Annotated in this window: 23 protein-coding genes and 1 pseudogene; 3 read left to right on the forward strand and 21 right to left on the reverse strand. The window is 58.2% G+C overall.

Annotated elements, in window-relative coordinates; genetic code table 11:
• Position 1: 1 nt before the first annotated feature.
• The 4 genes from SK50_RS04285 to SK50_RS04300 all read right to left on the reverse strand — a co-directional run bounded on the left by SK50_RS04285 (position 2) and on the right by SK50_RS04300 (position 4,269).
• A complete protein-coding gene (locus SK50_RS04285; protein WP_045344647.1) occupies positions 2–688 on the reverse strand; it encodes a D-lyxose/D-mannose isomerase in 687 nt (228 codons plus the stop codon).
• 98 nt (positions 689–786) lie between these two features.
• A complete protein-coding gene (locus SK50_RS04290; RefSeq protein WP_003860240.1) occupies positions 787–1,728 on the reverse strand; it encodes an ABC transporter substrate-binding protein in 942 nt (313 codons plus the stop codon).
• A 28-nt stretch (positions 1,729–1,756) separates the two neighbouring features.
• Entirely contained in the window at positions 1,757–2,752 is a 996-nt protein-coding gene (locus tag SK50_RS04295) for an ABC transporter permease subunit (RefSeq protein WP_003860239.1), read from the reverse strand.
• Positions 2,753–2,754: 2 nt separating this feature from the next.
• Positions 2,755–4,269, reverse strand: coding sequence for a sugar ABC transporter ATP-binding protein (locus SK50_RS04300; protein WP_023302933.1), 1,515 nt, complete (start codon positions 4,267–4,269; stop codon positions 2,755–2,757).
• A 181-nt stretch (positions 4,270–4,450) separates the two neighbouring features.
• Here SK50_RS04300 and SK50_RS04305 point away from each other — a divergent pair, with 181 nt between their 5' ends.
• Complete coding sequence (locus SK50_RS04305) at positions 4,451–6,748, forward strand: hybrid sensor histidine kinase/response regulator (protein ID WP_015570208.1); 2,298 nt, start codon at positions 4,451–4,453, stop codon at positions 6,746–6,748.
• Here the strand turns inward: SK50_RS04305 and alsK are convergent.
• The 6 genes and pseudogenes from alsK to alsR form a co-directional block, all read right to left on the reverse strand.
• Positions 6,681–7,625 (reverse strand): allose kinase, encoded by a 945-nt coding sequence (alsK, locus tag SK50_RS04310; RefSeq protein WP_032620751.1) that lies wholly within the window; start codon positions 7,623–7,625, stop codon positions 6,681–6,683. The genes SK50_RS04305 and alsK overlap by 68 nt on opposite strands.
• Positions 7,609–8,304, reverse strand: a complete 696-nt coding sequence (gene alsE, locus SK50_RS04315) for a D-allulose 6-phosphate 3-epimerase (RefSeq protein ID WP_015570210.1) — start codon at positions 8,302–8,304, stop codon at positions 7,609–7,611. Before alsE ends, alsK begins: the two co-directional genes overlap by 17 nt.
• A 10-nt stretch (positions 8,305–8,314) precedes the next feature.
• A complete protein-coding gene (alsC, locus tag SK50_RS04320; RefSeq protein ID WP_048229116.1) occupies positions 8,315–9,295 on the reverse strand; it encodes a D-allose ABC transporter permease in 981 nt (326 codons plus the stop codon).
• Positions 9,274–10,806 carry a D-allose ABC transporter ATP-binding protein AlsA gene (gene alsA, locus SK50_RS04325; RefSeq protein WP_032620755.1) on the reverse strand — a complete coding sequence of 511 codons (1,533 nt, stop codon included), beginning with the start codon at positions 10,804–10,806 and terminating at the stop codon, positions 9,274–9,276. The genes alsC and alsA overlap by 22 nt, the downstream gene beginning before the upstream one ends.
• Before the next feature lie 76 nt (positions 10,807–10,882).
• Positions 10,883–11,818 (reverse strand): annotated as a pseudogene (gene alsB / locus SK50_RS04330) (D-allose transporter substrate-binding protein).
• Between the two features lie 64 nt (positions 11,819–11,882).
• On the reverse strand, positions 11,883–12,773 hold the full coding sequence (alsR, locus tag SK50_RS04335) for a MurR/RpiR family transcriptional regulator (protein WP_015570213.1): 891 nt from the start codon (positions 12,771–12,773) through the stop codon (positions 11,883–11,885).
• Positions 12,774–13,124: 351 nt separating this feature from the next.
• Here alsR and rpiB point away from each other — a divergent pair, with 351 nt between their 5' ends.
• Positions 13,125–13,574: a bifunctional allose-6-phosphate isomerase/ribose-5-phosphate isomerase RpiB gene (gene rpiB, locus SK50_RS04340; protein ID WP_023295775.1), complete on the forward strand. Its 450-nt coding sequence runs from the start codon at positions 13,125–13,127 to the stop codon at positions 13,572–13,574.
• A 69-nt stretch (positions 13,575–13,643) separates the two neighbouring features.
• Complete coding sequence (gene yjdP, locus SK50_RS04345; protein ID WP_017382647.1) at positions 13,644–13,967, forward strand: DDRRRQL repeat protein YjdP; 324 nt, start codon at positions 13,644–13,646, stop codon at positions 13,965–13,967.
• A 54-nt stretch (positions 13,968–14,021) separates the two neighbouring features.
• Here yjdP and phnP read toward each other — a convergent pair whose 3' ends face one another.
• The 11 genes from phnP to phnF all read right to left on the reverse strand — a co-directional run bounded on the left by phnP (position 14,022) and on the right by phnF (position 22,149).
• Positions 14,022–14,780: a phosphonate metabolism protein PhnP gene (gene phnP, locus SK50_RS04350; protein WP_032620756.1), complete on the reverse strand. Its 759-nt coding sequence runs from the start codon at positions 14,778–14,780 to the stop codon at positions 14,022–14,024.
• A 9-nt stretch (positions 14,781–14,789) separates the two neighbouring features.
• On the reverse strand, positions 14,790–15,224 hold the full coding sequence (phnO, locus tag SK50_RS04355) for an aminoalkylphosphonate N-acetyltransferase (protein WP_048229118.1): 435 nt from the start codon (positions 15,222–15,224) through the stop codon (positions 14,790–14,792).
• Positions 15,217–15,768 carry a ribose 1,5-bisphosphokinase gene (phnN, locus tag SK50_RS04360; protein ID WP_032104477.1) on the reverse strand — a complete coding sequence of 184 codons (552 nt, stop codon included), beginning with the start codon at positions 15,766–15,768 and terminating at the stop codon, positions 15,217–15,219. Before phnN ends, phnO begins: the two co-directional genes overlap by 8 nt.
• The gene (gene phnM, locus SK50_RS04365) at positions 15,765–16,901 is read right to left on the reverse strand and encodes an alpha-D-ribose 1-methylphosphonate 5-triphosphate diphosphatase (RefSeq protein WP_015570219.1); all 1,137 of its coding nucleotides are present in this window, start codon (positions 16,899–16,901) and stop codon (positions 15,765–15,767) included. The genes phnN and phnM overlap by 4 nt, the downstream gene beginning before the upstream one ends.
• Complete coding sequence (phnL, locus tag SK50_RS04370; protein ID WP_045344645.1) at positions 16,898–17,578, reverse strand: phosphonate C-P lyase system protein PhnL; 681 nt, start codon at positions 17,576–17,578, stop codon at positions 16,898–16,900. The genes phnM and phnL overlap by 4 nt, the downstream gene beginning before the upstream one ends.
• A gap of 157 nt (positions 17,579–17,735) precedes the next feature.
• Positions 17,736–18,491: a phosphonate C-P lyase system protein PhnK gene (phnK, locus tag SK50_RS04375; protein ID WP_015570221.1), complete on the reverse strand. Its 756-nt coding sequence runs from the start codon at positions 18,489–18,491 to the stop codon at positions 17,736–17,738.
• Positions 18,488–19,333, reverse strand: coding sequence for an alpha-D-ribose 1-methylphosphonate 5-phosphate C-P-lyase PhnJ (phnJ, locus tag SK50_RS04380; RefSeq protein ID WP_006810438.1), 846 nt, complete (start codon positions 19,331–19,333; stop codon positions 18,488–18,490). The genes phnK and phnJ overlap by 4 nt, the downstream gene beginning before the upstream one ends.
• Entirely contained in the window at positions 19,326–20,390 is a 1,065-nt protein-coding gene (locus SK50_RS04385; RefSeq protein ID WP_015570222.1) for a carbon-phosphorus lyase complex subunit, read from the reverse strand. The genes phnJ and SK50_RS04385 overlap by 8 nt, the downstream gene beginning before the upstream one ends.
• Positions 20,390–20,974: a phosphonate C-P lyase system protein PhnH gene (gene phnH / locus SK50_RS04390; RefSeq protein ID WP_032652244.1), complete on the reverse strand. Its 585-nt coding sequence runs from the start codon at positions 20,972–20,974 to the stop codon at positions 20,390–20,392. Before phnH ends, SK50_RS04385 begins: the two co-directional genes overlap by 1 nt.
• Complete coding sequence (phnG, locus tag SK50_RS04395) at positions 20,971–21,423, reverse strand: phosphonate C-P lyase system protein PhnG (protein ID WP_017694700.1); 453 nt, start codon at positions 21,421–21,423, stop codon at positions 20,971–20,973. Before phnG ends, phnH begins: the two co-directional genes overlap by 4 nt.
• Entirely contained in the window at positions 21,424–22,149 is a 726-nt protein-coding gene (phnF, locus tag SK50_RS04400) for a phosphonate metabolism transcriptional regulator PhnF (protein ID WP_048229121.1), read from the reverse strand.
• Positions 22,150–22,151: the final 2 nt, after the last annotated feature.

Consider the following 22,151-nt stretch of genomic DNA (forward strand, 5'->3'; position numbering starts at 1 on the left):
CTTATATCCGAAACAGGTTGTACTCGTTGCACAGCACCAGCACCGCCGGTTCGTCTTCTTCGATGGTGTTGTAGCGATCGATGGGCTGTAAAAAGTGGTTGTCGTGTTCATCGTCATTGACCGACGACACTTCGCCCACCAGCACGTCGCCAAAGCCGCGTTCACCCCAGAAACTGTGGTACAGGCCGGGCGTCAGGCAGATGCTCTCCCCTGGCGTGAGGCGCAGCTGGCTGCCGGGCGCGTGCGTCTGCCGACAGCCGTCTATCGTGACGATCACGTCGGTGTTTTCGGTCTCCTCATGCGCGCCCGCATTCCATAACTCAATAATCAGATTCCCGCCGCCGCGGTTGATGATGTCCTCCCGCTTGCGCCAGTGGAAATGCATCGGCGTCACCTGGCCGTCGCGCACGTGCATGATTTTTTCGGCATAGCACTTCTCATAAGGCACACCGTTGGGGGAGCCGTTGCGCAGGGTAAACAGCGTTAACCCCTGTGCGGCAAAGCTGTTGCTGCCAAACGCCGTCACGTCCCAGCCGAGCCTGAGGTCGAACACCTCCTGCCAGGCGGCCTGGTCAAGCTGCTGCCATTTTGTTGGCGGAAAGCTGGCAAACGGTGGGAGATGCACGTTGTGCATGGAGAAGAACTGCCGCGTGTGGCCGAGGATTTCATTGATGTCGGAGCGTTTCATGGGGACTCCTTGCGTTTTATGCCACCCCCTCACCCCGGCCCTCTCCCTCAAGGGAGAGGGGGAGAGGGTTAGGGTGAGGGCATCAGGCCGCACCGGGGTTACTTAACCGTCCACCCCTTATACGTGCCGACGTTCTTTTTATCGATCATCGTCACCGGGATCAGCACAGGCTCTTTCGGCGCAGGTTTGCCCTGAAGAATGTCATAGCCGATCTCCACCGCCTTCGCCGCCATCACCTGCGGATCCTGCGCCGGCGTCGCCACAAACAGGGAGTTTTCGCGCTTCAGAGCTTCTTCACCGTCCGGGCTGCCATCCACGCCAACGATAAAGAACTCATTACGTTGAGCCTGTTTCGCCGCCAGATCGGCACCGATCGCCGTCGGATCGTTAATTGCGAATACGCCGTCGATCTTCGGATTGGCCGCCAGCAGGGAGGTCATGACCTCCAGTCCGCCTTCGCGGCTGCCTTTGGCGTTCTGATTATCCGAGAGCACTTTGATATCCGGGTGGCGCCTGAACTCGGTCTGGCAGCCCTCCACGCGGTTTTGTACCGCAGAAACCGGCGGCCCGTTGATGATCACCACGTTGCCTTTACCTTTCAGGCGGTCGGTTATGTACTTACAGGCCATCTCCCCCGCCTGGGTGTTATCGGAGGTGATGGTCGCATCGGCCCCTTCCGCCGCCACGTCAACCGCCACGACCACGATCCCCGCCTCTTTGGCGCGTTTTACCGCCGGGCCGATCCCTTTGGAATCCGCGGCGTTGAGGATGATCATGTCCACTTTCGCCGCAATGAAGTTATCGATCTGCGACACCTGCTGGCCCAGATCGTACCCGCTGGAGACCAGCGTCACCTTGACGTTATCTCCCGCCAGCTTGCGCGCTTCCAGCTCGGCGCCTTTGGTGATCTGTACGAAGAACGGGTTAGCCAGGTCGCCCACCGTCACGCCGATGGACTTCAGATCTTTTGCCTGCGCAAACGGGGTTGCGGCCAGCAGCGCGCCAGCACAGAGCGCGGTCACTAAGGGCTTCAATCTCATGCTGTATTCCTCACGTAGGGTATTGTTGTTATGCACTTTGATGGTGTCGGGTACGGTATTTGTCGATCAGCACCGCTATGATGATCACCGCCCCTTTGATCACCAGCTGCCAGAAGTAGGAGACGCCCATCAGCGTCATGCCGTTGTTGAGGGTGGCGATGATCAAAGCACCCACCAGCGTGCCGGTGATCGTGCCGATCCCGCCGACGAAGCTGGTTCCGCCGAGGATCACCGCCGCAATCGCATCCAGCTCGTACCCCGTGCCGAGGTTGCCGTTGGCGCTGTAGAGGCGCGAGGCGCTCATCACGCCGCCTAATCCCGAGAGCAGGCCGCTCATGCCGTAGACAAACAGCAGCACCAGCCAGACCTTGATGCCGGTTAAGCGTGCCGCCTGCATATTGCCGCCGACCGCATAGATGTGAACGCCGAGGGTTGTGCGACGCAGAATAAACCAGCACACCACAATCACCGCCAGGGCGATCACCACCAGCCACGGAATCGGGCCGAGGTAGTTGTTGCCGATCCACTCGAAGTTAATGTTGGAGTTAATGACCGTCGTGCCGTCCGCCAGCAGATACGCCGCGCCGCGCAGTGCCGTATAGGTGCCGAGGGTGACGATAAACGGCGGCAGCCCGGCAAAGGCCACCAGCGCGCCGTTGAACAGCCCCAGCACCATACCGAGCATCAGCGCCGCCGGAATGGAGAGCATCGCAAATTCCGGGATAAGCGAGACCACCATCGCCGCTACCGCCGTAGTGCCCAGAATCGAGCCCACAGAGAGGTCAATCCCGCCGGTCAGGATGATGAAGGTCATCCCCGCCGCCAGCACGATGTTGATCGACGCCTGCCGGGTAATATTCAGCAGGTTGCTCTCGGTGAAAAAGTTCGGGGCGATAAAGCCAAATACCGCCACAATCAGGATTAAAATTGGCAAAATGCCGATCGTTTGCATCAGATCGCTCATCAGCATTTTTTTGGCGGAGGCGGATTTCGCCACCTGCTGCGGATGGGTTGGAGTTGTCATAATTACACCGCCTGATGATGTGTGTCGTTCACGCCGGTTGCCAGCGTCATAATGTTTTCCTGAGAGATGTCGCGTCCGTGGAGTTCACCCGCGATGCTGCCTTCCCGCATCACGTACACCCGGTCGCTCATGCCCACCACTTCCGGCAGCTCGCTGGAGATCATCAGAATCGCCACCCCTTTGCGCGCCATCTGGTTCATGATGCGGTAGATCTCGCTTTTCGCGCCGACGTCCACGCCGCGCGTAGGTTCGTCCAGAATCAGAATGCGCGGGCCAATCGCCACCCAGCGGGAGATCAGCAGCTTTTGCTGGTTGCCGCCGGAGAGCCCGCCCGCGCGCACCTGAGAATGCGGCACGCGGATATTGAGCAGGGCGATGGCGTCATCGGAAATAGACTGCGCTTTTTTGCGGTTCAGCCAGCCGAAGGTGGCGTCGCGCTCCAGCGTCGCCATGGTGATGTTCTCCTGCGCCGCCAGCTCCAGAAACAGCCCCTGCTCCTTGCGGTTCTCGGTAAGAAAACCGATGCCGTTTTCAATGGCCGCGCGCGGGGAGTGGATCACCACCGGTTCGCCGTCGACCTCGATCATGCCGCCGGTGGCTTTGCGCACGCCGAAGATCAGCTGCGCCAGCTCGGAGCGACCGGCCCCGACCAGCCCCGCCAGCCCGACGATTTCACCGGAGCGAACCTGCAAACTGCACGGCAGCACTTTTTTGCCATCTGTCAGGTGGTGCACGTTCAGACGCGGGCTGCCGAGCGGAATATCGCGCTCTTTGTTAAACAGATCGCTGAGCGGGCGGCCCACCATCATGCGCACCAACTCAGAGGCATTCAGCTTGTCGCGCGTCAGGCTGCCGACGTACTGCCCGTCGCGCAGGACGCTGACGCGATCGGAAAGCTCATACACTTCCGCCATGCGGTGGCTGATGTAGATAATCGCCATCCCTTCATCGCGCAGGCGCAAAATCAGTTCAAACAGGCGGTGCGTTTCGCGCGAAGAGAGGGCGGCGGTGGGTTCATCCATCACCAGAATGCGGCTGTTGCGGTGCAGCGCGCGGGCGATCTCCACCTGCTGCTGCTCGGCGATGGTCAGCTTCATCACCAGGTCGGTGGCGCTGAACTGCGCGCCGAGACGGTCAATCACCGCCTGCGCCTGGGCGGCCATCTCTTTGCGCTGCACCAGCCCGCCGCGCGACAGCTCGCTGCCGAGAAAAATGTTTTCCGCCACGGTCAGGTTAGGAGCAAGCTGCATCTCCTGATAAATCAGGGTAATGCCTGCGGCCAGCGCATCCTTCGGACCTTTGATGTGAAACGGCTGACCGTCGATGAGGATGTCGCCGCTGCTGGCGGTATAAGCGCCTGCGAGGATCTTCATCAGCGTGCTTTTTCCGGCGCCGTTTTCCCCCATCAGCGCGTGGATCTCACCGGGGAAAACCGTCAAATCCACACCCTTGAGCGCGTGGAAATTGCCAAAGGTTTTGGCAATGTGGCGCATCTCTAAAACCGGGGTTCTGCTCATGGCGGATCTCCTGTGAATGTCGATATCTGTACTTCATCACAGGCGCGTAAATGCAAAATGTCAGAAGCTGTTCATATTTGTCATAGTTATGAATAGCTAATCGCCATCACATTTTCCTTTTCCCTCTCCCGGCGGGAGAGGGTCAGGGTGAGGGCACCAAACCGCAGAGGAGCCCAAACCCATGTCTTCACGCCCCCCGTTCTTCACCAGCGCCCGCGGTCGCCTGCTGATATTTAACCTGCTGGTGGTGGCGGTAACGCTGATGGTAAGCGGCGTGGCGGTGCTCGGCTTTCGTCATGCCAGCCAGATCCAGGAGCAGGTGCAGCAGCAAACGCTGGATGATATGACTGGCAGCATGAACCTCGCGCGTGATACCGCGAATGTGGCGACGGCGGCGGTGCGGCTGTCGCAGGTAGTCGGTGCGCTGGAGTACAAAGGCGAAGCTGAACGGCTTAAACAGACGCAGATGGCGCTGCGCCACTCGCTGGAGCAGCTTGCCGATGCGCCGCTGGCGCAGCAGGAGCCGGCGCTGGTGGCGCGTATTATCCGCAGGAGCAATGAGTTACAGCAGAGCGTGACGGGAATGCTGGAGCGCGGGCAAAAACGGCATCTGGAGCGTAACGCGCTGCTCAGCGCGCTGTATCAAAGCCAAAGCTATCTGCGTCATTTGCAGGATATCAACCGCCGTTACGCGAGCAATGTGCCAGACGCCCGGCAGCTTGCAGAGATGGACAGGCTGATCGTTGCCGCCATTGATACCCCTTCACCGCGCGCCACGGTGCAGCAGCTGGATGCAGTAACCGCGATGTTACCCGCGAGCGCCCTGCAACCGGTGGTCAACCTGGTGCTCCCGGATTTTAATGATGAGCTGCGCAAGCTCGCGCCACTGTCAAAGCAGCTGGAGGAGAGCGATCTGTCCATCAGCTGGTACATGTTCCACATCAAGGCGCTGGTGGCGATATTAAACCGCGACATCAATCAGTACGTTGAACAGGTGGCGCAGGCCTCCCGGCTGCGTACCGCCCAAAGCCACCAGGAGCTGCGCTCCATCAGCGTGTTTATCAGCGTCTTCGCGGTGCTGGCGCTGATCATCACCGGCTGCGCCTGCTGGTATATTTACCGCAATCTGGGCTCCAACCTGACGGCTATCTCAAGGGCAATGTCGCGCCTCGCTCACGGCGAGCAGGATGTGTCGGTGCCCGCGCTACAGCGGCGTGATGAGCTGGGGGAACTGGCGCGCGCGTTTAACGTTTTTGCCCGCAATACCGCTTCGCTGGAGCACACCACGCGGCTACTGAAGGAGAAGACCTCGCAGATGGAGGTCGACCGCATCGAACGTCAGGGGCTGGAGGAGGCGCTGCTGCACAGCCAGAAAATGAAGGCGGTTGGGCAACTGACGGGCGGGCTGGCGCATGATTTTAATAACCTGCTGGCGGTGATTATCGGCAGTCTGGAGCTGACCGATTCAGCGTCACCGGACGCGCCGCGCATCACTCGTGCGCTCAAAGCCGCGGAACGCGGGGCCATGCTCACCCAGCGTCTGCTGGCCTTCTCGCGCAAGCAATCCCTGCAACCTCATGCGGTAGAGATGAAGCCGCTGCTGGAGAACCTGAGCGAGCTGATGCGGCACTCGCTTCCCGCCACGCTGACGCTGGATATTGAAGCGCAAACCCCGGCCTGGCCCGCATGGATTGACGTCAGCCAGCTGGAAAACGCCATTATCAACCTGGTAATGAACGCCCGTGATGCAATGGAGGGGCAAAATGGTGTGATCAAAATCCGCACCTGGAACCAGCGTGTGACCCGCAGCGACGGGCGTAGGCAGGATATGGTCGCGCTGGAGGTGATTGACCACGGTTGCGGGATGTCGCAGGAGGTGAAATCGCAGGTCTTTGAACCGTTCTTCACCACCAAACAGACCGGCAGCGGCAGCGGGTTAGGGCTGTCGATGGTGTACGGCTTTGTGCGTCAGTCCGGGGGGCGCGTTGAGATCGAAAGCGCGCCGGGGCAGGGAACCACCGTGCGGCTCCAGCTGCCGCGCTCGACGCTGCCCGCGTTCTCCGATGATGCCGCGCTGGCGACCACGGCCCCGGCAGAGAGTGAGCTGCTTGTGCTGGTCCTGGAAGATGAGGCGGGCGTGCGGCAGACCCTGTGCGAGCAACTGCACCAGCTTGGCTACCTGACGCTTGAAGCCGAAAACGGCGAGCAGGCGCTGAACATGCTGGACGCATCACCGGATATCGGCATGTTTATCAGCGACCTGATGTTGCCGGGCGGCCTGAGTGGTGCGGAGGTGATCGGCCATGTACGCAGCCACTATCCGCAGTTGCCGGTGCTGCTGATCAGCGGGCAGGATTTGCGCCCGGCGCATAACCCGCAGCTGCCGGACGTTCAGTTACTGCGAAAACCTTTCACCCGCGCACAGCTGGCGCAGGCGCTGCGCAAGGTGATGGCAGGAACCGGCAGCGAGCCAGGGTAGCGGCCCCCTGAGCGCCGTTAAAAGACGACGACGAGGCAGGGATAAATTTCACGGACTCATGCGGCAGCGGGCGGCGCAAATGCTGCTTTATCCCGACAATCAGCGCTTCGCGCGGAAAGCCAGGCATATCCATTACGCCGCCTCCGAGGATCACCGCATCCGGATCGAACAGATTTACACTGGTGGCAATGGCGCGGGCTGCATGATTCAGGAGTTGCTGTACGAAGGGGTCATCGGGTACGGCTGAAAAGATATCTCCCATCGCATACTCGCGGGGCTGCTGTTCGTACCACTGTTTCAATACGATACCGGAACAAACCGTTTCCAGACATCCCGGGTTGCCACAACCACAGTGCCGCGTCATATCCCCCTGTGGAATATGCCCGAGCTCGCCCGCTACGCCGTGCGCGCCCGTCCATGGAGCACCGTTTAGCCAGATGGCAAATCCCATGCCGGTGCCAAGGTAGGCCGCCAGAACCTCTTGCTGCTGGAGATTGTGTTGCACCACGTCAAACGAAAGCTGAAGGTTAACGTCGCGGGAAAATTCGACCGGGCAGCCTAGCGCATCTTCAAGTTTTCCCGCCAGATCGCGGAGCTCATTCGCCTGCAAAGGCAGATTTGGCGTCGAAATAATGGTGCGTTTGTCTTTGCCGACCAGTGCCGGAAAGCCCATGACCAGACCGCGACAGTGAACCTGTAAATGACGCAGCTGAGCCGTGATCATTTCCGTCACGCCGCACACCACACCAGAGCGGATAACCTCCGCGGTGCGCTGTTTTTCACAATGCAACACCGCACCGTCGGCCGTTTGCAGGCAAAAACGGATATGAGTGGCCCCCATATCCACTCCGGCGACGACATCAGGCTGTTTTTGCATGAGGAACAACCTCGTTTCGTGCCGACAGGATCTGCCCGGCCATAAGCTGCCATGCATCCCCGATATTCTCTGCATGGTTGAACAGACCAGACGTTCCGACGATAAAGACATCTGCGCCGGCGGCCATCAGTTTTTTATAGGTGGCCTGATTGCATGAGCCATCGATCTCAATCTCATAGCTCAGCCCTTCGCGTTCGCGCCAGGCTTTCAGCTCGGCAATTTTCTCCAGCATTTCCGGAATGAACGGCTGCCCGGCAAAGCCTGGATCGACGGTCATCACGGTGATTTTGTCCGCCTTATGAATATAGTATTTCATTGCCTCAACCGGGGTTTCCGGGTTGAGGATGAGTCCCACCTTCATACCGTGACGACGGATCTCTTCAATCAGGCGGAAAGCCTGACCGTTGATGGTCTCCGGGTGCAGTGTGATGAAGTCTGCTCCGGCCTGCGCCAGCTGGCTTATGTAGTCCTGCGGGCGAGTCACCATCAGGTGACAGTCCAGTGGTTTGGTGGCGAGCTTCTTCACCTGGCCGACAAAGAACGGAGACAGCGTCAGATTAGGCACAAAGTGGCCGTCCATGATGTCGATATGGAAGTAGTCCGCGTGCTGGTCAATAAATTCGATCTGTTCTTTGAATTTCAGCAGATCCATACACATCAGGGAGGGTGAAATTTTCATAGTGATTTCCTTACTTACTGATCAATCTGTCGAGGGCAACAGCGGCGATAATCAACCCGCCCATTACCACCAGCTGGTAGTAGGTTTGTACCTGTAAGATATTGAGTCCGTTATTGATGGTGCCGATGATGAGACCACCAATCACGACCGAGAAGATGCGGCCTTTACCGCCGAAGAAGCTGGTTCCGCCGATGATGGCGCTGGCGATGGCGTATGTTTCAAATCCCATCCCGGCCAGCGGCTCCGCTGCGCCCAGACGCGCAGTCGACACCACGCCCGCCAGCCCGGCGCATACGCCAGAAATAATGAACACCACCAGAATATGAAACTTCACGTCGATGCCGGAGTAGAACGCCGAGTTTTTGTTACCGCCCAGGGCGTAGATATTGCGCCCTAGCCGCATACGGGTGGTGAGGAACCAGAGGATCACCGCGACGATCAGCGAGAAGATGACCGATACGGGTATCCCGAGGACGCTGGCAGCGAAGAAGTTTACAAAGTCGAACGAGAAGCCATAGACGGAATTAGCGTCGGAAATCACCAGCGTGATGCCGCGAAAAATGGCGTTAGTACCGAGAGTGATAATGAACGGATGTAGCCCGGTCCAGTTGACCAGACAGCCATTGATCGCCCCCAGCGCGCCGCCGACCAGTACGCCGCCAATCAGTGCTGCAAAAAACGGGTCGACACCAGCCAGCATCAGTTTGGCAGTCACCATGCCGGAGAGTGCCAGAATGGCTCCGACGGACAGATCAATACCCGCGACAAGGATGGCAAAGAATTCGCCCATTCCGATCAGCACCGTTACCGAGCTCTGGACAAAAATCTGCGTGATGTTGTTGGTGGTGAGGAAGTACTCCGATGACAGCGTGCCAAAGATGGCGACTATAATCGCGAGGATAAAAAAGGTACCGTACTTGTCCCAGAACAGCGCGAAGTTAAATGGCTTTTTCTCCGCCATATCGCCTTTCACTCTTGTGGTAATGCCCATGCCATGATCTCCTCTTCGCTCATGTCGTCGCGATTGGTCAGGATTTGCGTCAGCCGCCCTTCGCAGAACACGGCGATGCGGTCGCAGACGGCGATAATTTCAGGTAATTCAGATGACACCATCAGGATGACCTTGCCTTCGTCAGCCAGCTGGCGCATCACCTTGTAGATTTCGGCCTTTGCGCCGACGTCGATGCCTCGCGTGGGTTCATCAAAAATGATGACGTCCGGGTTGCAACACAGCCATTTAGAAATCAGCACCTTTTGCTGATTGCCGCCGGAGAGTTCGGTGATGTTTTGCTCTACGCTTTGGCACTTCAACGCCAGCAACTGGCGCTGTGCTTCGGCGGTCTTGCGTTCTTCATGCTCGCGAAAGAGCCCCATGGCCCCTTTATAGCCACCGTTTTTCAGGCTCTGGCTGACGGCCATGTTTTGGGCGATAGAGAAATTAGGGAAAAAGCCATTTTCGCGGCGGCTTTCGGTGATGTAGGCCATCCCTTTTTTCAACGCATCCAGAGGCGAATGCGGGGAGATGGTTTTGCCGTTGAGGCGAATTTCACCGCTCGCGCGTTTATCCACGCCGAAGAGACAGTCCATCAGTTCGGTACGTCCCGAGCCGACCAGACCCGCAAAACCCAGTATTTCGCCGCGGTTCACGCTGAACGAAATATCACGCACTTTTTTCTTGTCCCGGCTGGTGACGTTGTTCACCTCAAACACCGTGTCGCGTTCGATGTTGCCGGTGCTCTCTTTCATGGCGTTAAAGCTGTTTTGCAGTTCGCGGCCGACCATCAGGCGCACAATGTCGTCGTTTGAAACGTCACTCACCAGGCCACTGCATACGCTGGAACCGTCTTTCATTACCGTGTAGCGGTCGCAGATGCGGCGGATTTCCGCGAGCTTATGCGAGATATAGACAATGGCGGTGCCTTCTTTACGCAGCTGATTCATGATCAAGAAAAGATAATCCACCTCTTTATTGGTTAATGAAGATGTGGGTTCATCCATAATGATCACTTTGGCATCGAGCATTAAGGTTTTCGCGATTTCCAGCATCTGTTTATGGCTGATGGATAAATTCGCTACTTTTTCATCTAAATCGACTTTTAATCCGACGCGTAAGAGCATCATCGCACCGCGAATGCGCATCTCTTTCCAGTCAATAATCCTGATGCCACAAACCTTTTTAGTCAGGTGACGGCCTATATATAGATTTTCCAGCACGGTTAATTCATCAATAACGCTGAGTTCCTGATATATAATGCCGATGCCCAGTCTTGCTGCCAGTTTATGATCCAATTTGTCGTAATTCTTTTCATTAATAATAATGGAGCCTTTGGTCGGTTCATGAATTCCCGATAATACTTTCATTAAGGTTGATTTACCGGCACCATTTTCCCCTAATAACGCGTGGATCTCATGAGGGTATATAGTTAAATCAACCGATTTTAATGCGTGAACCGGACCAAAGGATTTGCCGATCCCCGCCATAGAGATATATGGCGTGACCATGTTTATTTCCTTCTCTGTTCACCCTCTCCCTGTGGGAGAGGGCCGGAGTGAGGGCATCAAGCCGCACAGTTCTGCGTTATTTTGTCACCAGAATCGAATCCACCAACTTGAATTCAGGCGTTTTTTCCAGCGGGATGACTTTCCCGGTTTTCGCGGCATCCACCATTAATTTCAGGCCGGTCGCCCCGATGTCCGCCGGGTTTTGTGCGACGGTTGCCGTCATCTGACCGGCTTCGACCATCTTACGCGCCTCTGGGATACCATCGGTGCCGACCACCAGCACTTTGCCGATTTTACCGGCGTTTGCCACCGCCTGTGCCACGCCCATTGCCATGGTATCGTTCGCGCAGTAGAAGGCTTTCAGATTCGGGTTTCGTTGCAGCACGTTGGTTGCCACATCCAGAGCTTTAATGCGATCCCAGTCAGCGGGCTGGCTGGCAACCAGCTTAATTTGGTTTGCTTTTTTGAAGGCTTCTGTTGCGCCATTGCGGCGCGCCTCGCCCGATGCGTTACCGGCTTTACCCTCAATGATTGCGACTTCGCCCCCCTCCGCACCAAGTTTATTGATAATAAAATCGACCCCTTTTGCGCCGACGGCCACGTTGTCCGTTGTGACAAACCCCTCTACATTGCCACCTGCTTTTTTCAGGTTATCCATATCGATTTTTTCATCGAGATTCACCAGATAGAGACCTTTCTGCCAGGCGCGCGCGACGGGCATGACCAGATTCACGGAGGAGAGTGGGGCAAAAGCGATACCCTTGTATTTTTTATTACTCAGATCTTCGAACAGCTGTAGCTGGGACTAAAAATCCCCTTCTGACGGCGAGGCAAAAATATCAACGCTTACTCCCAGGGTTTTGGCTTCATCTTCAATCCCTTTCTTCATATCCACCCAGAATGGATTGGAGAGCGTTTTTAATACCACCGCATATTCCGCAGCAGCAAACGCGCTGGTGGATAACATTAAGCCCATAGCGGCGCCGCTGAAATATTTCAGATATTTATTCATAGCAGTGTTCTCAATGTAGGGTATGTTGTTGTTAATCCCGCCTGAGCAGGATTAACCTTTTAATTTACTTCAGTGCGCCAGGAGAGAAGAAATCCACAATAGCGCCGGTTTTTTGCATATTAAGTGTGGCCTGTTCGATGTTTTGTTGTGCAACGGAAACAAATAACGCATCTAATAATGTAAGCTGTAATATACGCGCGGAGGCGTTGCGCCCTAATAACGGGGTCTCTGGTGCTGGCGAACAAATAATATAATCAGCAAGTTTAGCAATCGGTGAATGGTAGCTATGAGTAATACAGATAATTTTGGCGCCGTTCTTTTTTGCTAACTCAACTGCTGCTTTCACATCACTGGTGCGGCCGGAATGGGAGACCACCAGTACCACATCCCCTTCCTTCAGCAGCGATGCCGACATCATCATAATGTGCGCGTCCTGATACGACTGGCAGCGCACGCCGATGCGTAGAAACTTATGCTGGATGTCGGCGCAAATAGCGTTAGAACCACCCACACCGTACAGATCGCGCTGGTTGGCCTGGGCGAAGAAACGTGCCGCGCGGTGAATTTCATCCACGTTCACTATCGACTGGCCTTCCATAATGGTGCGCAGCGTAATATTGAACACTTTGTTAACCACATCCTGTGGTGCTTCATCAAAAGCGAGTTCCGCAGGTAATACTTGTTCGGATTGCGAGAAGTAGTCGACCAGCGCCGCACGCAGGTTACGGAAACCGCTAAAGCCGAGCAGTTTGGCCACTTTCACGATCATCGCTTCCGACACCATCAGCGTTTCGGCAACGTCTTTAATCGCAGGCGCGCCGCTCAGGTTACCCGGCTGGAGCAGCCAGTCGACGATACGGCTTTCGTTGTCGGTCATGCCTTCCTGCTTCATGCGCAGGTACGGTGCAAGGCCAATGCCGTTAGGCAGCTCTTTTTTAAATTCTGACTGACTCATCGCTCTCTTTTGTCCTTAAAAATGAAGACGACACTATATCACCACACTCTGGCATGAAAATATGCTGGCAACTTCACAATATTTGAAAATTCATAAAGTTTTATTGTCTGTGAAGTTTTGATGGGCGGTTGCTTTAGGATGACCTTAAAAATCAATAATATAATTATGACACGTTAACGGATTTTAATGCATGCCGTAAGAAATATACCGTCATGAGAGAGTTGAAATGTCAAAGTCAGGGGTGTAGAACACGCGCAGAACTCGATGGTTTTGAGGTTTTATTGCACAACTGACCGGTCTTAAATCACAACTCCATCGAGTTCGTAAAGTTAACCCACGATGAGGTTTATTATGAAAAAGATTGCATTTGGCTGCGATCACGTAGGTTTTATGCTGAAAGAGGATATTCTGGCCCATCTGCGCGCGCGTGGCATCGACGTGGTGGATAAAGGCACCTGTTCCCCGGAGCGTACTGACTACCCGTATTATGCCAGCGCGGTTGCACAGGCTATTATCGATAAGGAGGTGGATGGCGGCATCCTGATCTGCGGAACGGGGGTAGGGATCTCCATTACGGCCAATAAGTTCCCGGGCATCCGCGCAGTGGTCTGTAGCGAACCTTATTCAGCTCAGCTTTCAAGGCAGCATAACAACACGAATGTGCTGGCATTTGGTTCGCGCGTGGTCGGACTGGAGCTGGCAAAAATGATCGTCGATGCCTGGCTAAATGCACCGTTTGAAGGGGGACGACATCAGGCGCGAGTCGATGCGATAGGGGCGATTGAACAGGCCAGGAATTGAGATTCCTCCGCTACCCCGGTTCCCTGCCATTCATTACCGTAAGGCCAGTTCACCTGCGAGTCTGGCCTTATGAAACGTTACTCTACCGCTCTGTTATTGGGTCTGCTGACTTTAACCAGCCAACTGGCGCATGCCGATGTGATTGATGATGCCATTGGCAATATTCAGCAGGCGATCAACGACGCCTATAACCCCGGCAGCAGCCGTAATGATGACGACGACGATCGTTACGATCGCAGCCGTCAAACCGACAGCCGCCAGTACGACGATCGTCGTCGACAGTTAGAAGATCGACGCCAGCGTTTAGACGAGCGTCAGCGGCAGCTGGATGACGATCGGCGTCGGTTAGAAGAGGATGAGCGCCGGTTAGAGGATGATTACGATCGGTGGTAACCCTGGTATTGCAACGCGTAGGCCGGGTAAGGCGCAGCCGCCACCCGGCAAAATTTAATCCAACACCAGCACCATCCCGTCATACCCCGCTTCAATGCCGGACGGCAGCGGGTTATTCATCATCCACACGTCAAACTGATGGCTGATATGCGTCAGGATCACCTGCGGACAGCCAATCACCTCGTTCAGCGCAATCACCGTATTCAAGTCACAATGGTTGCGCGGCGTCTCCGGGCGCGGTTCATGGCTACAGTCGATAATCATCGCCTGCGGCTGATTGTTTAGCAGAAACGTCACCGTTTTATCCGGTAGCCCGGCGGTATCAGAAAGCCACGCCACGCGGCTGTGGGCGGACTCCAGCAGATAGCCAAACGTGAGTTTTGAATGGTTGAGCGGCAGCGGCGTGACCCGCAAGCCCTGAAGTTCAAACATCACAAACGGCTCCACCGTGTGGCTGAAATCGAGAAGGCCCGGATGCCTGAACAGGTCGTCACAGCCTGCGTCGTCCGGCGGACCGTAAACCGGAATGGTCGCTCCCACGCCCCAGCGCAGAGGAAAAAGCCCCTGAACGTGATCCATATGATAATGGGTAAGCAAAATCTGCCTGAAACTCCCCGCGGGCCAGTCGTCCATCAGGTGTGGAATACCCGCGTCCAGCAAGGTGACCGAATCGTTGAATTTCACCGCCGCGCTACAGGGGCGACGGCGATAATTTTCCTGTAAACGCGCCCGTCGGCACGCCGCGCAGTCGCAGCCAAACACCGGCACCAGCTGAGCCCCTCCGGTTCCTGTCAGCGTGATCGTCAGACTCATAACGCACCTCTACAGCGGTTTGGTGAAGCGGAAATGGCTTTGCGTATATCCTTCACGAACATAAAAACGGTGCGCGTCCACGCGCTTCACGCTGGTGGAAAGCTCGATCAGCTCGGCGCCTGCCTGTCGCGCGACGTCCTCTGCCCAGGCCAGCAGCTGGCTGCCCACTTTTAATCCGCGCGCCTGCGGCATCACCACCAGCTCCTGGATCTCGCCGATCCAGCGGGCGTGATGCAGGTGAAACTGCATATGCAGGCCGATCATACCGATGATCTGCCCGTCCAGCTCGGCCAGCTGGTAACGCATATTGTGATCCTGCAAGTTGGCCAGATACCCGGCGTGAAACGCCTGATGATCGAACTCGGCCTGCTTAAGTTCGCAGATCAGCGCGTAAACGATCGGCGCATCGTCGGCGGTGGCGGGGCGAAGCTGGCAGTCAGGCATGCTGTTTCTCCTTCTGGCGAATAAGCGATAGCAAGGTCTCGACTGACTGTAGCAAACTTCCGTCGTTATTGAGGAGATGGCAACCCGACGGGGTGTAGCGCGCCGCCCGTTCCAGCCGCTGGTCGATCTCGCGCGCGTTTTCGCGCCCCCGCTTTTGCAGCCGGCTACGGAGAACGTCCGGGGAAACCTGCAAACAGACCGGGAGCAGCGCCGCTTCGTACCGGGCGCGAGCCTGCGGGAGATGCGCCCGCGAGCCGTTAACCAGTACGTCGAACCCCGCATGCAGCCAGAGGTCAATCTCAATACCGACGCCATAGTAGTAACCGTTGGCATGCCAGCTCAGCGCCAGCAGGTTTTGTCCGGCGCGGGTAAAAAACTCCTGCTCGCTCAGGGCGATATGGTTCTCGCTTCCGGCGTTGGCATCGCGCGTGATATAGCGGTGCGCGACCAGCAGCTGTGAATGTTCCCGCTGCCGTAACGCCGACAGCAGGCTGTCCTTCCCGGAGCCGGACGGGCCCATTAACCAGATGAGTCTTCCCATCAGAACACCCTTTTTCCCTGACGCCAGACGTGGTCGATATGAATGTGCTCGCCCTTACGGTGGGCGAGCACCAGATCGGCCCGTTTCCCCTCGGCAATTTCACCGCGATCGTGAAGATTAAGCGCGCTGGCCGGGTTTTTCGTCACCAGGCGAATCGCCTGTGGCAGCGTGAAGCTGTTGTTCTCGTCGTCCGCGACGCGGAAGGCCGCGTCCAGCAGGCTGGCGGGGTAATAGTCAGAGGAGAGGATATCCAGCAGGCCGAGCGAGGCGAGCCTGCTTGCCGCCACGTTGCCGGAGTGCGATCCGCCGCGCACGATATTTGGCGCGCCCATCAGGACGTTCATGCCGTGCTTACGCGATGCCTCTGCCGCTTCAAACGTGGTGGGAAATTCAGCTATCACGCTGCCAAGCTGGTGGGATTCGCGCACGTGATCGTGCGTGGCGTCGTCATGGCTGGCCAGGGCAATATTACGGTCCCGGCACATCGCGGCAATGGAGAGGCGATTCGGCTGCGACCACTGGGCCGCCAGCTGGAGCTGCTCTTCTTCGTAGCGCGCCATCTCCGCGTCGTTGAGCGAATATTTGCCCTGATAGTATTCGCGATACTTTTCAATGTTGGCGAACTGGCGCTGCCCCGGCGAGTGATCCATCAGGGAAACCAGCGAGACCGGCTCGCGGCCCACCAGCTTCTCAAACAGCGGCAGGGTGGTGTGGTGCGGCAACTCGCAGCGCAGGTGCAGGCGGTGCTCGGCGCGGTTGAGGCCGCGCTTTTGCGTCTCCTCCACGGCGTTGATCATCTTCTCCAGATTCTCCAGGCGATCGCCGCCGTCGCGCACGTCGCCAATCGCCACCGCGTCCAGCACCGTGGTGATGCCGCTGGCGACCATCAGCGCGTCGTGGCTGCTCATCGCTGAATGAGCAGGCCAGTCCACCTTTGGGCGCGGGGTGAAGAATTTATCGAGATTATCGGTATGCAGCTCAATCAGCCCCGGCAGCAGCCAGCCGCCTTCGCCGTCCATCGCTTCAGGAGTGCGGCTCCGGGTTTCGGCAAAGGCGCGTATGACACCGTCCCGCACCTCAACCGAGCCGTTCACGACCTCATTTTCCAGCACCAGCCTGACATTATTGATAATCATACGTTTGTCCCCATCGGGTGCAGTCTGTCCGCCACGCGTTGGCGGACGGCGTCGTCGTGGAAGATCCCGACGATCGCCGCGCCGCGCGCTTTGGCCTGTTCGATCAGTTCCATCACCGCTGCGCTGTTCTTACTGTCGAGCGAGGCGGTGGGTTCATCCAGGAGTAAAATCGGGTAATCGACGATAAAGCCGCGGGCGATGTTGACGCGCTGCTGCTCGCCGCCGGAAAAGGTCGACGGGGCGAGGTGCCACAGACGCTCCGGTACGTTGAGGCGCGTCAGCAGGCTGGCGGCTTTAGCGGCGCAGGTTTCGCGCGGCACGCCGAGATCCAGCAGGGGTTGCATGACCACGTCCAGGGCGGAGATCCGCGGGATCACTCGCAGGAACTGGCTGACCCAGCCGATCGTCGAGCGGCGCACTTCCAGCACTTTGCGCGCGGGAGCCTGAACCAGATCGAACCATTCATTGTTATGGCGAATATGAATATGGCCTTCGTCCGGCAGGTAGTTGGCATACAGGGAGCGCAGCAGGGTGGATTTTCCGCTGCCGGAATGGCCATGCAGCACCACGCATTCGCCGTTGCTGACCTCTAACGAGGCATTTTGCAGTACCGGCAGGCGGACGCCGTTTTGCTGGTGGAGCACAAAGGTTTTACTGACATTTTCAACGTGGATCATTTTGGCCTCGCGATTCGTTTTGCCGGGTGGCGGCTTCGCCTTACCCGGCCTACGGGTGCGGTGTTCGTTTTGCCGGGTGGCGGCTTCGCCTTACCCGGCCTACAAGGTGCGGTGTTCGTAGGCCGGGTAAGCGCAGCGCCACCCGGCAACCGCGCCCTCAGTTCTGCAATACGGACGACACCAGCAGCTGGGTATAAGGATGATGGGGATCGTCGAGCACGCGGTCGGTTAACCCACTTTCCACCACCTGACCCTGCTTCATCACCAGCAGGCGGTCTGCCAGCAGGCGCGCGACGCCTAAATCGTGGGTGACAATCACCACCGCCAGGTTTAGCTCCACCACCAGGCCGCGCAGCAGGTCGAGCAGGCGAGCCTGTACAGAGACGTCCAGCCCGCCGGTCGGTTCATCCATAAACACCAGCTTCGGATGGGTGACGAGATTGCGGGCAATCTGTAAACGCTGCTGCATGCCGCCGGAGAAGGTGGTCGGCAGGTCGTCGATGCGCGAGGCGGGAATTTCAACCTCTTCCAGCCAGTGCTGCGCCGTGGCGCGGATGTTGCCGTAGTGGCGCGCGCCGGTGGCCATCAGCCGTTCGCCGATGTTGCCCCCCGCCGACACCTGGCGGCGCAGGCCATCCATCGGGTGCTGGTGCACCACGCCCCACTCGGTGCGCAGCAGGCGGCGGCGATCGGCTTCACTCATGCCATACAGCGACACGCCCTCATACAAAATGTCGCCATTCTGCGGCGTCAGGCGCGCGGAGATGGACTTCAGCAGGGTGGTTTTACCGGAGCCGGACTCGCCGACAATGCCCAGCACTTCGCCCGGCCACAGCTCAAACGACACGTCGCTAAAGCCTTTGCCCGGCGCATAAAGGTGAGTCAGGTTATTAACCGAAAGCAGCGGTTTCATTGGCTGTTCGCCTCGCTCTGTTGGCGGCAGTAATCGGTGTCGGAGCAGACAAACATCCGTTTGCCCGTGTCGTCCAGCACCACTTCATCCAGATAGCTATGCTTCGAACCGCAGATGGCGCACGGCTCGTCCCACTCCTGCACCGTAAACGGGTGATCGTCAAAATCCAGGCTCTCCACACGGGTGTACGGCGGTACGGCGTAGATGCGTTTTTCACGTCCGGCGCCAAAAAGTTGCAGGGCGGGCATCATGTCCATCTTCGGGTTATCGAATTTCGGGATCGGCGACGGGTCCATCACGTAGCGGCCGTTCACCTTCACCGGGTAGGCGTAGGTGGTGGCGATATGGCCGAAGCGGGCGATGTCCTCATACAGTTTGACCTGCATGATCCCGTACTCTTCCAGGGCGTGCATGGTGCGGGTTTCGGTTTCCCGCGGCTCAATAAAACGCAGCGGCTCCGGGATCGGCACCTGGAAAATCAAAATCTGATCTTCAGTCAGCGGGGTCTCCGGAATGCGGTGACGGGTCTGGATCAGCGTCGCGTCTTCGGTTTTTTCGGTAGTATTAACGCCCGTTACGCGCTTAAAGAAGTTGCGGATCGACACGGCGTTGGTGGTGTCGTCTGCCCCCTGGTCAATGACCTTAAGCACGTCCGCTTCGCCGATCACGCTGGCGGTGATCTGAATACCGCCGGTGCCCCAGCCGTAGGGCATTGGCATTTCGCGGCCGCCGAATGGCACCTGGTAGCCGGGGATCGCCACTGCCTTCAGGATGGCGCGGCGGATCATGCGTTTAGTTTGTTCGTCCAGATAGGCAAAGTTGTAGCCGCTTAAGTTAGCCATTGGCGCGCTCCCGTTGCAGGCGTTTCAGCAGTTCCAGTTCGGCCTGGAAATCGACGTAGTGCGGCAGCTTGAGGTGCGAGACAAAGCCGGCGGCCTCAACGTTATCCGCGTGGGCCAGCACGAACTCTTCGTCCTGTGCCGGGCCTGCAATATGCTCGCCGTAGTCCGGCGCCTGGAGCGCACGGTCAACCAGCGCCATCGCCATCGCCTTGCGCTCGCTCAGGCCATACACCAGCCCGTAGCCGCGGGTAAAGTGCGGATCTTCATTCTCTGGCGCGACAAAACCGTTGACCATTTCGCACTCGGTCATCAGCAGTTCGCCGATGTTCACCGCAAAACCCAGCTCTTCCGGCACGATTTCAATGTCGATATAACCGCTGCGGATCTCTGCCGCGAACGGGTGGTTGCGCCCGTAGCCGCGCTGCGTGGAGTAGGCCAGCGCCAGCAGATACCCTTCGTCACCGCGCATCAGCTGTTGCAGGCGGGACGAGCGCGAACAGGGATAGACCGGCGGCGTGCGGGTGATGTCATCCGGTGTGCTGCCGGTGTCCTCTTCCGCCTTCGCCAGCCCCTGGTTTGCCAGCAGGCTAAAGACGTGCGGGGAGGCGTCTTGTTCAGCGTCAGAGACGCTGAGCTGCGGTGTTTCACCGTTCGCCAGCAGAGTGAAGTCCAGCAGGCGATGGGTGTAGTCGTAGGTCGGACCAAGCAGCTGGCCGCCAGGAATATCTTTGTACACCGCAGAAATACGGCGCTCTAATCGCATTTCCGCCGTATTCACCGGCTCGCTAACCGCCAGCTTCGCAAGCGTAGTGCGGTAAGCGCGCAGCAGGAAGATGGCTTCCACGTTATCGCCGCTGGCCTGTTTCAGCGCCAGCGCCGCCAGTTCGCGGTCCGCGATGCCGCCTTCGGTCATCACGCGGTCGACGGCCAGGTTTAACTGCTGCTCAATCTGGGCGACGCTCAGCTCGGGAAGGGCGTCATCCCCCCGGCGTCTGTGCGCCTGCAAGGCATGGGCGGCGGCGATCGCCTTCTCGCCCCCTTTGACGGCAACGTACATCAGCACACCTCCACGTGAGTGGTTCTCGGGATCGCCAGCAGGCGCTCGCCGCAGGTCAGGATCAGGTCGATACCGAGCGGGAACGGATGCGGGCGCTCGGTCAGCTCATGAATGATGCACTCCGGCAGCTGGGGGGCGACCATCCGCTCGTCGGCAATCCCTGCACCCGTCAGGCGCAGCATGCGGCCACCGCTCAGGCTGGAGACCTGCAAAATCAGCGTGGCGCTGGTTTCCGGTGCGACGGCGCTGCCTTCGCTCAGGGCGTTAAGCTCTTCGTGGCTGATTTGCTCGTCGACCACGGCGAAGACCGCCTGCTGGGGCTGCTCGACCAGCGGCGCGTTGGTGTGAAAGCGCAGGTTCTGGCTGGCGATATCGTTCAGCAATGCGCCTGACAGCCATACCGGGGTGTCGTTGTCCGCCAGGGTCAGCAGCACGCTGGTCGAGGCGAGGTTCAGCGGCAGCCAGCCCTGGGAGAGCTGGTGCAGCGAGACAATGACGCCCGGCTCGCTCATGGCTTTCAGCAGGCGACGGAAACTCTGTTGGGCATCCTGGACGGCCAGGGTAAAAGCAGGTTGAAGCGTCATGCGTTGTCTCCGCGAACGAGCGTAAAGAAGTCGACCCGACTGGTATTCACTTCGGCCTGACGCGCGGCAAGGCGTGCGGCGCGGTCGGCTTCCAGCGGGGCAATAAGGGTTTCCATTAACGTCTGAAAATGCGGCTGTTCCTGTAAAAGCGCGTCGATCGCTGCGCAGCGTTCGGCGTGCGTTTTGTCGCGCCCAAGTACGTAGCCGTAGCCTAGCGTGCCGCTTTTCAGGCGGATCACCGCGCGGGTGAGGGTGGCATCGCCGGCGAAGAAGCGCTCGCCGGTGCCGCCCATGCGTGCCTGGATCTGCACCAGGCCGATCTCCGGCGCGCGGATCGTGTCGTAGTCCGGCGTCAGGCCGAGCGCGCTCATGCGGGCAGCCAGCGCATCAGGCTGGCTGTGGGCCAGCACGCGCATCCAGCGCTGACGAGTGGAGGTGTCGAAGTGCATTCAGTGCTCCATGGTAAATTCAATCATGTCGGCGCGGGTCAGGCTGACGGAGTATTCCGTTGCGTTGACGTCGCCGTCACGGTGGTTGAGGGTGCGCACGCAGAGCAGCGGGGCCATGTTGGGGATCTCCAGCACCTTGCTCTCTTTCGCCTGCGCGCGGCGGGCGCTGATGCGCGTCTGGGTGCGTTTGAGCGCGATACCCGTCGCGTCCTGAAGAAAATCATGCAGGGAACCGCTGGCGAAATGTTGCAGCACGGGCCAGAGGGTGAGGTCCGCGAAGTAGTGGTCGATCTGACAGACCGCCACGCCGTTCACCCGGCGCAACGTGCGCAGGTGAACGACGTTGTCGCCCTCCTGAATCCCCAGCGCGTCCGCCACGTGGCGGGAGGCGGGGCGCAGGACTGACAGCAGCTTTTCGCTGGTGGGGTGGCTGCCCTGATCGAGCAGGTTCTGGCTAAAACGCGCCTGGGCATTGAGCGGGTAGTCGAACGGACGCATCAGCACCAGTACGCCGACGCCCTGACGGCGCTGGACCCAGCCGCGCTCCACCAGTTGATCGATGGCGCGACGCAGGGTGTGGCGATTCACTTCGTAGCGGTCGGCAAGCTGCTGCTCAGCGGGCAGGTAGTCTCCGCAGCGGTAGTGCGTGCGCAGCTCCACTTCGAGCTTTGCCGCAATCTCTTGCCAGCGGGTGGGGTAACTGGTCTGATGTCTGGATAAGTGCATAC

It is taken from the genome of Enterobacter sp. BWH64, from assembly GCF_001037645.1.
GTDB lineage: Bacteria > Pseudomonadota > Gammaproteobacteria > Enterobacterales > Enterobacteriaceae > Enterobacter > Enterobacter hormaechei_C.